Here is a 13,781-nt window from a genome sequence, read left to right on the forward strand (position 1 = left end):
TTTTTAAAAAACGCTTTAGCAAAAATGATATTGCTAAAGCGTTTTTTCTAATATTATATTATTTAAACTCAGCCATTAATGATTCAAACTTCGCTTGATCCATTTCAATTGGTTCTTTTGCTAATGACTTTGAATAGCCATTTAATTGTTTCGCATAACTTGGTGTTTCAGTATCTTGATAAATAATACCTGTCACTAAACCTTTATGTTCAACGACTGTATTGAGTGCTTTCATGCGATCTGTATGATCATAACCTTCAATGTCATTTAATGATACAAGATTTTCTTTAAACCATTCATACGTATTGACTTTATTGTATGTCACACATGGTGAGAATACATTCACAAAAGCAAATCCTTCATGTTTAACAGCCGCTTCAATAATTGCAGTCAATTCCTTAATATCACTTGAGAAACTTTGTGCTACAAATGTTGCACCTGAAGTAATCGCAAGTTCAAGTGGTGATACATGTTTTTCAATTGAGCCATGTGGTGTAGTTTTCGTCACAAAGCCATGTGCCGAACTTGGTGAAGTTTGTCCTTTTGTTAAACCGTAAATTTGGTTGTCCATCACGACATACGTTAAGTCAATATTTCTACGGATTGAGTGAATTGTATGACCCATACCAATTGCATAACCATCTCCGTCACCACCTGAAGCGATAACAGTTAATTCTTGATTCGCCATCTTCACACCTTGTGCCATCGGTAATGCACGTCCGTGAATCGAATGAACGCCGTATGAATTAATATAACCTGACAAACGACCAGAACATCCGATACCTGTAATAACTGCTAACTCTTCAGGCTCTAATCCTACATTTGCACATGCTTTTTGAATTGCTGCTTGTACTGAGAAGTCACCACATCCTGGACACCAGTTCGGTTTAACATTATTTCTAAAATCTTTAAACGTAGCCATTTAGATGCGCTCCTTTACTTCAATTACTTCGTTGATTTTTGCTTCGATTTCTTTCGGTAAGAATGGTGTTCCATCATATTTCGTAAAGTTTGTAATCTTACCGTGATGCATCGTATTCATTTTAATGATACTTGATAATTGGCCTGCGTAGTTATGTTCAGCGACAATAACTTTCTTCGCTTTATTCATTGCGTTTTGAACTTCCTCTGTTGGGAATGGGTGTAATTGTTTGATGTGCAAATGATTCACTTGTCCTTCAATACGTTCAATTGCTTCCTCAATTGCTCCGTATGTTGATAAATAACCAATCACTAATACATCTGCTTCAGCATGATTTTCTTTATAATCCACTGGTGCAGAGATTTTTAATTGTTCAATTTTGCGCATACGTTTTTCCATTTGTTTAGCACGGTTCACTGGACTTTCAGAAGGTTTACCTTCTTCCGTATGTTCAACACCTGTTACGTGGTGAATACCATTCTTAACGCCAGGAACAACACGAGGTGATACACCGCTTTCAGTTACTTCATAACGCTTAAAGTAAGATTTATCTTCACGTGCTTCAACATTTGTTATTAAGTTACCACGGTCAATTTTAATACGGTTAAAGTCTAAATCCGGCACTGTATGTTTCCCCATTGAAAGTTGTAAATCACTTAATAAAATTACAGGACATTGATACTGCTCTGCTAAGTTAAACGCTTCTGCTGTTAAATAGAATGCATCTTCTGCAGTTGTTGGTGCTAATACGATTTTTGGAATATCACCGTGAGTACCATAAATCATCTGCATTAAATCTGATTGTTCTTGTTTCGTTGGTAATCCAGTTGATGGTCCTCCGCGCATTGTGTTGATCACAACAAAAGGTTGTTCTGTCATACCACTTAAACCGATTGCTTCCATCATTAAAGAAAGACCAGGTCCAGCTGACGCTGTAAACGCACGTACACCACCGTAATTCACACCAATCGCCATAACTGCAGCAGCTATTTCATCTTCTGTTTGTATGACAGTACCACCAAAGTCCGACAATTTATCAATCATATATTCCATAATTTCACTAGCGGGAGTAATAGGATAAGCTGACATGAAACGTGCGCCGCCTGTAATTGCACCTAATGAAATAGCATCGTTACCAATCATAAATAAATGACCAACTTCATTTGAAGGATTTAATGTAAATGTGTGGAAATCTTCTTGTTCCATTAAATCAAAACCGGCTTTTAACGCTTGTTTGTTTAATGCACAGATTTTCTCACCTTTTTTACCGAAAATATCATCAACTAAAACTTCAAAGTGTTTTAGATCAACACCAATTAAACTAGCACTTGCACCAATAGCTACCATGTTCTTCATTAATGCCGTACCTAATTCTTTTGCAATTTCAGTAAATGCCATCGGTACGAATTTACCTTCATAATCTTCTGGTTTCTCAGGATTGAATTTAGCGTCTGCTAAAATAATCCCTGTTGCATTCATTTCATGATAGTTCACATCGATTGTTTCTTGGTCAAACGCTACTAATATATCTAAATCATCACTGATTGAATGAACTCTTGTTGTAGACACACGAATTTTATTGTTGGTGTGTCCTCCTTTAATACGACTTGAAAAATGTCTATAACCATATAAATAATAGCCTAAACGATTCAGCGCAGTTGAAAACATTTCACCTGTACTTTCAATACCTTCACCTTGCTGTCCGCCGACTTTCCACGAAATTTGAGACTTCATATGTACCCTCCTACTTTAATCACTTATTATAATATAACAAAGAACCACTTGTCTTTACATAGACAAGTGGTTCTATACTTAAAAATCAGTCGAATGGCCGATACGTTATTTAAGTGGATTCTCTTGATTAATTAGTATGCGTTCTATCTTCTTGGTCGTTCCATCAGACTTAAGTTCAACAAATACACCGCTCAATACACCACGACCTTTTTCAGGTACAACATGCTTCACTGGCATAGATGTTAAGAAGCGATGAATGACCTCATCTTTATTGATACCAAGAATTCCATCATAGTATCCTGTCATACCTACATCAGTAATAAAGCCTGTCCCCTTATTTAAGATACGGTTATCACTTGTTTGGATGTGGGTATGTGTGCCGACAACAACACTTGCACGGCCATCTGCATAATAACCGAACGCACCTTTTTCGCTTGTTGTTTCAGCATGGAAGTCTACAAAGATATAGTCCGTTTCTTTTTTCGCTACTTCAAATAAGGCATCAAACTTTTTAAATGGACAATCAATTTGTTGCATAAAAGCGCGGCCTTGTAAATTCATGATTGCAACTTTCTTATCATTAAACTTAATGATTTGCATCCCTTTACCCGGATTTTCATCCGGATAATTTGCAGGGCGGATCATCTTCACATCGCTATCCAGTAAGTCATAACTATCACGCTGACCATACGTATGGTTGCCTAAAGTAACGCAATCCACACCGAGCGTCATCATTTCTTTATAAATTTTCTCAGTAATCCCACGCCCATGTGCAGCATTCTCGCCGTTAACAATCGTAATATTCGGTCCGTATTTCCTCTTCAGTTGTGGTAAATATTCCGCAAGCATTTCACGTCCAATCGAACCTACAACATCACCTATAAATAATATTCTCATCAGTTCCTCATTCTTTCTTCACGTGTCATTTTAACTCTCAAATAACATATATAACATAAAAATACCCCAAGAATCAATGTGAGTAATGGATAAAATATAAATACATTAAAAAAGTAATGACTTAAATGTTGTTCTGACAATATATCAAAGCCCACTATATTGATTCTATTGTTCCAAATACCATCTAAATCAATTTGCTTTAAAGTTATTTTACCAATTATATTATCTGAATGACTTGCCATCCCTATATAATGAATATCTCTTTTTGTTTGGTGCATCAACATGATTAGCGTCTCACCTGTTGCAATTTTCTTTTCATATATTATTGGTGAATCAACATAATGGTGATACAAACTTCTATTCGTTTTAATATTTGTGTTTATTTTTTTCTTATTAATTATTAATTCATTTACTTTTTTCGCTTTAATATCTTCTTTTAATTGTATCAATTGATCACTAAGTTGATACGTGCGAATATAATACTTACTTTCCTTCATTAATTTGTCGTATTGTGATACATTATGCGCAACTGTTTCTTTATTTTTATGGTCTTGGAAGATATGCTCGACTGTTATCATATCGACGTTTATATTATCTTCAGCCGACACTTCAGTAATATTATTTTTATTGATTTCAATCGTCGATAGTAAACGTTCTTTTGCTGCGATTTGTTTGTTGTTATGGAGTTGATATGCATCTAACAATGGTAATATAGACATTAGTATCAATATCGTTGCAATGCCTAAATAAAGTTTAACGCGTTTTTCCAAAGCTTCACCCCATTATTTTATTTGTATACCTATTATATTATCACTTGCAAATGCCAATTGAATAGCAGTAAATTTCCCACTAAAAAGCGCTATTAATGTATCTATTTTATTTTTATGAATAGGTGGTAAGTAAATAAAGCATTGACCATGTTTTGATACACATTTGGACAATATATTATTTATAATATTATTCGTATTATTTTCTATGGATTCACTTGTATTTGTAATTTCATTGAAATGTTGTATTAATTGAGCACTATTATATTCCATTTTTATTTTCATAGTATCAATATCGTCTTCTTCTGTAATGCTTTTATGATTCAAGCTAATTTTAGACTCCATAACCAATTGATATAACTGATGCAATGGGTGTGTTTGTAAAAGCAAAGCATTTAGTTGTTCTGCTATAATTTCATCTTTCATTTTTGAAAAAGTTGTATAATCATCATAGCAATCATATGATTCGAAGTATCTTGACAAATCAGGAAAGTTTCCTTTTATTTGTATGCTTATACCGATATTTTCTGGTAACGCATCAAAGTATAATGCGTAAATGGGCAATAATACGTCTTTTATATCACTATTACTATCTATATTTTTCAAATGAATCATCCCTTCAAATTTTTATACGAATGCTTCTATTATACTATATTTTCCATATATATTACTAAATTCATAGTACAAATAAAAAAACAACCCTCAAAGCCTTATGGCTCTAAGAGTTGTTTGATATATCGTTATTATTTTGCGTATTCAATCGCACGCATTTCTCTGACGACTGTCACTTTAATATGACCAGGATATTGTAATTCTTCTTCAATTTGATTTTTGATATCTCTTGCAATACGATGTGCTTTTAAATCATCTACATCTTCAGGTGCAACTATAATTCTAATCTCACGACCTGCTTGAATTGCAAATGATTTTTCAACACCATCATAACTTTCAGATATTTCTTCCAATCTTTCTAGACGTCTTACATAGTTCTCAAGAGTCTCACGTCTTGCACCAGGTCTAGCCGCGCTTAATGCGTCAGCAGCAGCTACAAGCACAGAAATCACACTATTAGGTTCAATATCACCATGATGCGAATGAATCGCATTAATTACTGTAGCATGTTCACGATATTTCTTAGCTAAATCTACTCCAATTTCTACGTGTGATCCTTCAACTTCATGGTCTATCGCTTTACCAATGTCATGTAATAGTCCTGCACGTTTTGCTAACGTCACATCTTCTCCAAGTTCTGCAGCAAGCATACCTGATAAGTGTGCCACTTCAATAGAGTGCTTTAATACATTTTGTCCATAGCTTGTACGGAACTTCATACGACCTAAGATTTTCACTAAATCTGGATGTAAATTATGAATACCTAATTCAAAAGTCGCTGCTTCCCCTGCTTCACGAATAATTTCGTCTACAGATTTACGCGCTTTTTCAACCATTTCTTCAATACGTCCAGGATGAATTCTTCCGTCTGATACTAAAGCTTCTAAAGCAGTTTTAGCAATTTCACGTCTAATTGGATCAAATCCAGATAAAATGACCGCTTCAGGAGTATCATCAATAATTAAGTCAATACCCGTTAACGTTTCTAAAGTACGAATATTTCGACCTTCACGACCGATTATTCTACCTTTCATTTCATCATTTGGAAGGTTAATAACTGATACAGTTGATTCTGAAGTATATTCAGCAGCTAAACGTTGTACAGTTGTAGCAAGTACCGTTTTGGCCTTTTTATCAACTTGTGTTTTCGCTTCTAATTCTTTTTCCTTAACCATCACGGCAATGTCATGAGTTAATTCATCTTCAACTTGATCAATAATTTCCTGTTTTGCTTCTTCTTGCGTCAGTCCGGAGATGCGTGTTAATTCTTGTTCATGTTTTACTATAATATCTTGGACACTTTGCTCTAACGCATCTACATGTTGTTGTTTTTCTTCAATTTTAGATTCTTTTTGTTCTAAAAGTTCATCCTTCTTATCTAAAAGGTCACTTTTTCGATCTAAGTTTTCTTCTTTTTGAAGAATTCTTGCTTCTTGTCTTGTAAGGTCAGTACGACGTTCTTTGTATTCTTCCTCTAAACGATCACTTCTCACTTGATTTTCTTCTTTTGCCTCAAGTAATTTTTCCTTTTTAAGACTTTCCGCTTCTTTGTTTGCTTCACTAATAATATGTTCAGCCGTTGTTCGCGCTTGTATCTGCTGATTAGTCAAGCTGTTTTTTGCTAATATATACCCTACACCAACACCTAGAATTATACCAAGCAAAATGAATAAGAGGCTTAATAGATCCACATAAACACCTCCTTATTTGCTTTTTGTCATCTAGTTCATTCTAAATACTAAAGTATATCAAAATAATCGAAGATTAAATTCATATACAAATTAATTGTACGTTTAATAAGTCAAGTGTGTCAAGGCAACAAGAAAATTATTTAACGTATATTTAATTAATTGTTGAAATATTACAAAAATCCGAATAATATGTTATTTAATTTCATAACACACTACTCGGATTCGAAATTTTTATACTAATTCATCATCGAATAAATCTTCAACTGGAGGTTCAACTGGTGTTTCTACTTTTTGAGCATCTTTATCTTCACCAATACCCATTGCCTTACGAATCTTCACATCGATTTCATCACGTACTTCAGGATTTTCACGTAAATAAGTCTTAATGTTTTCACGACCTTGTCCAATACGTTCGCCTTCATAAGAATACCAAGCACCCGACTTTTGTAATACTTCATGCTCTGCACCTAAATCTACCATTTCACCTTCACGTGAAATACCTTGACCGTACATAATATCTACTTCTGCTACTTTAAAAGGAGGTGCTACTTTATTCTTAACAACTTTGATCTTCGTACGGTTACCGACGATATCTTGACCTTGTTTTAATTGTTCAGCTCGACGTACTTCTAATCGTACAGACGAATAGAACTTAAGCGCTCGTCCACCCGGAGTCGTTTCAGGGTTACCGAACATCACACCAATCTTCTCACGTACTTGGTTGATGAAAATTGCTATGGTATTTGATTTAGAGACAGCTCCTGATAATTTACGTAAAGCTTGAGACATTAAACGTGCTTGAAGTCCCATATGAGAGTCTCCCATTTCACCTTCAATCTCAGCTTTAGGTGTTAATGCAGCAACTGAATCTACTACGATAATATCAACGGCACCACTACGTACAAATGCTTCTGCGATTTCTAAACCTTGTTCACCATGGTCAGGTTGAGATAAATATAAATTATCGATATCTACACCTAATTTTTGTGCATAAACTGGATCTAACGCATGCTCAGCATCGATGAATGCAGCAATACCCCCTTGCTTTTGTACTTCAGCAATCGCGTGAAGTGCTACAGTTGTTTTACCTGAACTCTCAGGACCGTAAATCTCAATAATACGGCCTTTTGGATAACCACCTATACCTAAAGCGTTATCTAATGTGATAGACCCTGAAGAAACTGCTGATACATTATGTGCAGTATTTTCGCCTAATTTCATAACGGCACCTTTACCAAATGATTTCTCCATATTTTTAATAACTGTATCTAATGCTTTTTGACGTTCACTCATAAGTTATAAGTCCTCCTAATATTTTGCGAATATAGTTTGTGTGTAACACTTTTTACATTTAAATTGCTTGATTACTTTTTACATTAAAGCTCTATTGATATTACATATTAATAACGAATTAAATTTGCCTTATTTATAATATCTCCAACCTCATTACTCACTACAAATAATACTATACTGATTAATTTAGGAATAAGCAAGCAAAAAGCGAACGCATGTTTGTATTTTTTTATAATTTCCTATAAAAGGGGAACAGAACACCCCATTTAATTATTTTTTATATTTTAAATGATATTTTCTATAATTTAGCAAAAAAGAACTAAGCCTATGCTTAGTTCTTAAAGTGATTCTTAATTATTACTTAGAATTTTTAAATACGTTACGACCATGGTAGAAATATTCTAATCCTGATAGAATCGTAAAGAATACTGCGATATACATCATAGGATACCCTATCTTAAAACCAATCATTTGATTAAACGGTTCATTTAATAACAATAAGGTCATTGCAATCATAGTTACTGCTGTTTTAATCTTACCTAATTGCCCAGCAGCTGAAACAAATCCTTGTTCTATTTGTAATAAACGTAATCCAGTCACAGCAAACTCTCTTGCAATAATAACAATTGCCATCCAAGAAGGAATTATTCCTAATTCAACTAATGCAATTAATCCACTGGAAACAAGTAACTTATCTGCTAGTGGGTCTAAAAATTTACCCATGTTCGTTACAAGTTGCCATTTTCTCGCTAAGTAACCGTCAATCCAGTCTGTTAATGATGCAAAGATAAAGATACATGCAGCAATAAATTGTTCTATACGCATCGTATCACTACCGAGCACTGAAATTTGTCCCACATTAAAATCAACTAATAAGAAGATTAAAAAAACTGGAATCAGTAGCACACGTGCTACTGTAATTTGATTTGGTATATTCATTATTTTACTTCCTTTACTTTTTATTCTTTAAAGTTAGATATTATTTTATCACTTTAAAGAAATATGTTCTTGTAATTAAATTTTCTGCTTCTTTTGGCACTGTTACTTTTTTATTATTAATGTATACATCCATTGCTGTTGAATTACCAGAAATTAAAGAAATACTTTTCGCATTTTTATCAATTTTCATCGATCCTTTTTTCATCTCTTTATAAGCATAATTTTTCTTTTTATCATCATAGACTTGAACCCAAGTCGATATTTTAGAGTCTATTTTTAATTCTATTTGATCTTTCGTTGAAACTTCATATGCTAAATTCGCTCCGTCGAAGTTTTTATATGTTAACTTCAAAGGTTCAACAGGTTTCGCCTTTTCTTTCGTTTCTGTTTTATCAGATTTCTTGTTATCAACATTTTTAGAAGCAACTGTTTTTTCTTCAACTTTCTTCTCAACTTTTACATCACGGCTCTTATTCAAATCTTCAGCATGCCATTCACTTTCTTTATCCGTAAAGATAAACTGTGTGAAAATTAACCAAATTAAGAACAATGTTACTATAATTCCTAACAACCAAGCAAGTAATTTTTGTACACTATTATCAGTGCTTTGCGGTGTTTGAGCATTTTTAATTTGCTCGCTTGCCTCTTTTGCACTTAATTTTCGTGTTGGTAATTCTTTATGATGCTCTTTTAATAATTGCTCCGCATTTAAATTAACTGCCTTCGCATATTTTTCAATAAAACCACGTGTGTAATCTGGGTTAGGTAGTTGATTAAATTCATTTTTTTCAATCATGTCTATGTATTTCTTTTGGATACGCACCTTTTTCTCTAAATCGATTAAGGTCATTCCAAGTGATTCACGTTTAGAACGTAATATCTGTCCTATTAATTTCATATGTGCCTCCTTTATGGCCTAAAAGAACGCAAATTCATCATTATCAAAAAGCGTATTCTTTGATAATTGTTCATACGTAATTTCTTGATCTTCTGTTTCTCTTAATTCAATAATATAATCAAAATCTTCTAAAGTATAGTCTGTTTTTTGAACAAAAAGGTCTGGATGTTCAATAACTTTAGTTGTCGGTAATGACATCACTTCTCGCACAAGATTTAAATGTTCGGCATTTTGCTTAACAGTTAACGCACCATCTATGATAAAAATATGCTTATCGTCATATTCACCTTTATATAATTTATTTCTCACCGTTTGTTTAATCATAGTTGAAGAAATAAATAACCATTTTTTATGAGCACATACACTTGCAGCAACAACAGATTCTGTTTTGCCAACACGTGGCATTCCACGCACGCCAATGACTTGATTGCCATCTTGTTTAAATAACTCAGCCATTAAATCGACTAATATCCCTAAATCTTTACGAATAAACTTAAAAATATGTTTATTATCTGCAGCACGTTCAATATGTTGGCCATGTCTAACTGCCAGGCGATCTTGTAATAATGGTTCACGTAATTTCTTAATTTCAATATCATCTAATTGTGTGATGATATTTTCAAATCGTGTAACTTTTTCAAGGTTATTCGTCTTAATGAGTAACCCACGAACACCTTGATCAACACCATTAATTGTTATAATACTAATGCCAAGGACACCTAATAAACTAGATACATCACCAAGTAAACCGGCTCGGTTAATTTTAATCTCATATTCTAAATACCATTCTTTTGTCTCTTGTAGTGATGTCATAAAAAGACCTCCTATATATACCATCCACCGTTAACGCTATGAACAGTACCTGTAATTGATTGAGATAAATCATCTAACAAATACATCACAGCATGACTTATCTCTTCAGTAGAAATAAGTCTTTGTTGTGGTAGTTGAGAAATAATATCTTGAATTTCATCATTATGTAATTGTAAAGTCATTTTACCACTAACAATACCTGGTGTAACAACATTTGCTGTTATATTTGTCATCGCCAATTCTTTTGCAATGGATTTAATATACCCAATTTGTGCAGCTTTCATACCACTATAAATTGATTCAGTAGCACTACCTGTCTCACCCCATATTGAGCTGATAACGATAATACGTCCATGTTTTTTTTGTAGTAAGCCACTGAGTACATATTGCGTCAGTCGAACTAAATTCGCAAAATGAATTTGATATTGTGCGTCCATCGATTCATGCGTAACTTCTTGAATCGGAGCAAAATACGATGTACCGGCTGCATAAATCATACCATCCAAATGATTCGTCATCCATTCATCTAAAAATGTAGATTCTATAGGCTGACTTAAGTCAAATCGTACAAAACTAATTGTTTCATCTTTGAATGTTTCAATTAGTGAAGTAACGTCTGATTGATAATAATGTGCTATAACTTCATGGCCCTTATTTAATAAATCATGTGTGATTTGTTTGCCTATGTCACCGCTCGCACCTATAACTAAGTATTTACCCATTGCGTCTAACAATTCTGCTGTCTGCAATTTGTGCTTTGTTCATAGTTTCTTTATAAGTCGCAATACAATCTTCTAATGTTAATTGTTCAAGGAGCGGTAATAAATCAAACAATATTACATCATTAAAGTAATAACGCGTAAATTGATTCGCAATATATTCAGGACTATTCATGCTCGAGACATACTCACCAATCGTTTGTCTGGTAATTAAATCAAATGATTTATGGTCATTTAATGCGTCAAAGTTATATAATTGACTGATTAAAAGATCCTTTAATCGCTCAATATCATGAGATGCACCCGCAATAAACATATGTGAAAATGTAGGTTCTATCGTAAAATTAAAGCCAAATGAATCATCGATTAATTGATCTTTCATTAATGATTGATAGAAGTCAGTTTGCTCACCAAACAATAAATCTAAAGCAAATAGCATTTTCAATTCGGTTAAGATTAAATTATCAGCACTCTTAAAGTTATCAGTCTTTATACCTAACATTAGCTTATCCATTTGCACATTATCTTCTGAAATAATAGCGGTTATTGCTAAACTAGAAGGTTCATCAAATGGCAAAACTTCTACCGGTTTGAATTCATCGTAAGACTTAATAATACTATTGATATATGTCGTCATTTCTTGAGGTTCAACATTTCCAACAACGAACATCACCATATTTTTAGGATGATAAAATGTATTATAGCATTCATGCAATGTTTCATCGGTAATTTCACTTATACTTTCTACTGTTCCTGCAATATCGATACGAACAGGATGAGTATGATACATCGCTTTTAATGTTTGATAATACAGTCGATAATTCGGTTGATCTTGATACATTTTGATTTCTTCAGCTATTATCCCAACTTCCTTTTCAACACTTTCTTTGGTGAAGTAAGGATTTTGAAGCATATCCACAAGTAATTTTATATTTTCTTTTAATGATTCAACGGTTGTAAATAAATAACTCGTACGATCATACGATGTAAATGCATTGGCAGAACTACCGTATTTAGAAAATGCATTAAACATGTCACCTTCTTCTTTTTCAAACATTTTATGTTCTAAAAAATGCGCAATTCCCTTTGGCATATGTACAGTTTTTCCATCACTAGTCACAAAATCATTATGTATAGAACCATATTTTGTTGTCATCGTCACATAAGATTTTTGAAAACCTTTTTTAGGGATGACAAATAACTTCATACCATTTTCTAATACAGTTTCAAATAGCGTTTCATCTATTGCTTTGTAGTATGTTTGTTTCATTCTGACCCCTCACTTGTTAAACAATACACAGTATGTAATGTACCTGTTTGTGCAATTGCTATGACATCTTCTTTGGTAACTTTATTAATGCCTTCAATCCAAGCTGCTTCACTTACATTCGCACCAAAAGTATTAGAAAATTCAATTTCTACAAACCCTTTAGGTCGATCTAAAGATTCTTTCTTTTGATTGATAATCATGCGTTTTGCTGTATATAACAATTGATCTTCAAATACACCATTTTTTATCTTATTAAACTCATCAATAATCGTATCAATTGCTTGTACTCGTTTCTCTTGATTAACCCCTGATAACACATATAACATACCGCTTCGTGCATCAATTTGACTATGAATTTGGTATGCTAAACTTAATTTTTCACGCACATTTGTAAACAATAAACTAGATGGATCGCCACCAAATATTTGATTTAAAATGATAAACGAGAAGTAACTTGCTTCTGGATGGACTACATCAAATTTGAATCCCATATTAATACGTGCTTGTTTTGTCTCTATGTGTTCAACAATCGTTTGTGGTGCGTCATTCGCCTTTAAGTGTATGGGTAATAGTTCCACTTTGTTCGAATTCAAATTTAAATATTCTTGTGCTAAGCGTTCAATACGTAGTTCATTAACATCACCTACAACATAAAGATGTATTTCATCATTTTTTATCATGTTCTGATATGCAGAATATACATCTTGACCCGTCACTAAATCAAGACGATTGATGTCACCAAAACTTGGGTTTTGCATTGCTGAATCTTCAAACATTGATTTTAATAATTGATAAAAACCATATTGACCTAAATTTTCTTTAATAGCATCGTATTTATTTTTAAATAAATGTTTTTCTGTTTTGATTAAGTCCTCTTTAAAGGCACCATCTTGTGTATTAGGTGAAAACAAAACTTCATTTAGTAATTGAAAAGCTTTTTTTAGTACGTCTTCATTGAATAAATATTTATCATTGATAACATCTATACCTAGTGTTATGACATGCGCATTATTCTGTTTGATAACGTGACTATATAAATGTGTCCCATAAAGGTGTGCTAAATGATTAATCATTGATTGTTCATCTGGGTACTTGGCTGAAGACTTTTGTATTAATTTTGAAAGGATTGCGCGCTCACTCATTGTCTTGATATCCAATGGTGCTTTAAATTTTAATACGATTGAAACAGTCTTAAATTTATCAGTATTTAGTAAATTAATTGTCAT

At 33.2% G+C, this 13,781-nt stretch carries 13 protein-coding genes; all 13 read right to left on the reverse strand.

Annotated elements, in window-relative coordinates:
- Positions 1 to 58 precede the first annotated feature (58 nt).
- Positions 59 to 922 (reverse strand): 2-oxoacid:ferredoxin oxidoreductase subunit beta, encoded by an 864-nt coding sequence (locus tag ACMGE9_RS00420; protein ID WP_414043290.1) that lies wholly within the window; start codon positions 920 to 922, stop codon positions 59 to 61.
- Positions 923 to 2,656 carry a 2-oxoacid:acceptor oxidoreductase subunit alpha gene (locus tag ACMGE9_RS00425; RefSeq protein WP_414043291.1) on the reverse strand — a complete coding sequence of 578 codons (1,734 nt, stop codon included), beginning with the start codon at positions 2,654 to 2,656 and terminating at the stop codon, positions 923 to 925.
- 105 nt (positions 2,657 to 2,761) lie between these two features.
- Complete coding sequence (locus tag ACMGE9_RS00430) at positions 2,762 to 3,553, reverse strand: TIGR00282 family metallophosphoesterase (RefSeq protein ID WP_414043292.1); 792 nt, start codon at positions 3,551 to 3,553, stop codon at positions 2,762 to 2,764.
- Positions 3,553 to 4,323, reverse strand: a complete 771-nt coding sequence (locus tag ACMGE9_RS00435; RefSeq protein WP_414043293.1) for a hypothetical protein — start codon at positions 4,321 to 4,323, stop codon at positions 3,553 to 3,555. The genes ACMGE9_RS00430 and ACMGE9_RS00435 overlap by 1 nt, the downstream gene beginning before the upstream one ends.
- A 12-nt stretch (positions 4,324 to 4,335) precedes the next feature.
- Positions 4,336 to 4,926, reverse strand: coding sequence for a hypothetical protein (locus ACMGE9_RS00440; protein ID WP_414043294.1), 591 nt, complete (start codon positions 4,924 to 4,926; stop codon positions 4,336 to 4,338).
- A gap of 137 nt (positions 4,927 to 5,063) precedes the next feature.
- Positions 5,064 to 6,623 carry a ribonuclease Y gene (gene rny / locus ACMGE9_RS00445; RefSeq protein WP_414043295.1) on the reverse strand — a complete coding sequence of 520 codons (1,560 nt, stop codon included), beginning with the start codon at positions 6,621 to 6,623 and terminating at the stop codon, positions 5,064 to 5,066.
- Positions 6,624 to 6,854: 231 nt separating this feature from the next.
- Positions 6,855 to 7,916, reverse strand: a complete 1,062-nt coding sequence (gene recA / locus ACMGE9_RS00450; RefSeq protein ID WP_414043296.1) for a recombinase RecA — start codon at positions 7,914 to 7,916, stop codon at positions 6,855 to 6,857.
- Positions 7,917 to 8,273: 357 nt separating this feature from the next.
- On the reverse strand, positions 8,274 to 8,855 hold the full coding sequence (pgsA, locus tag ACMGE9_RS00455; protein ID WP_414043297.1) for a CDP-diacylglycerol--glycerol-3-phosphate 3-phosphatidyltransferase: 582 nt from the start codon (positions 8,853 to 8,855) through the stop codon (positions 8,274 to 8,276).
- Between the two features lie 40 nt (positions 8,856 to 8,895).
- On the reverse strand, positions 8,896 to 9,753 hold the full coding sequence (locus tag ACMGE9_RS00460) for a RodZ domain-containing protein (RefSeq protein WP_414043298.1): 858 nt from the start codon (positions 9,751 to 9,753) through the stop codon (positions 8,896 to 8,898).
- Between the two features lie 18 nt (positions 9,754 to 9,771).
- Positions 9,772 to 10,566: a DUF3388 domain-containing protein gene (locus ACMGE9_RS00465; protein WP_414043299.1), complete on the reverse strand. Its 795-nt coding sequence runs from the start codon at positions 10,564 to 10,566 to the stop codon at positions 9,772 to 9,774.
- An 11-nt stretch (positions 10,567 to 10,577) separates the two neighbouring features.
- Positions 10,578 to 11,315: an elongation factor P 5-aminopentanone reductase gene (gene ymfI / locus ACMGE9_RS00470; protein WP_414043300.1), complete on the reverse strand. Its 738-nt coding sequence runs from the start codon at positions 11,313 to 11,315 to the stop codon at positions 10,578 to 10,580.
- Positions 11,281 to 12,555, reverse strand: coding sequence for an EF-P 5-aminopentanol modification-associated protein YfmH (gene yfmH / locus ACMGE9_RS00475; RefSeq protein ID WP_414043301.1), 1,275 nt, complete (start codon positions 12,553 to 12,555; stop codon positions 11,281 to 11,283). The genes ymfI and yfmH overlap by 35 nt, the downstream gene beginning before the upstream one ends.
- On the reverse strand, positions 12,552 to 13,781 hold the full coding sequence (gene yfmF / locus ACMGE9_RS00480; protein ID WP_414043302.1) for an EF-P 5-aminopentanol modification-associated protein YfmF: 1,230 nt from the start codon (positions 13,779 to 13,781) through the stop codon (positions 12,552 to 12,554). Before yfmF ends, yfmH begins: the two co-directional genes overlap by 4 nt.

This window comes from Macrococcus animalis, from assembly GCF_047425875.1.
Classification (GTDB): Bacteria; Bacillota; Bacilli; order Staphylococcales; family Staphylococcaceae; genus Macrococcoides; species Macrococcoides animalis.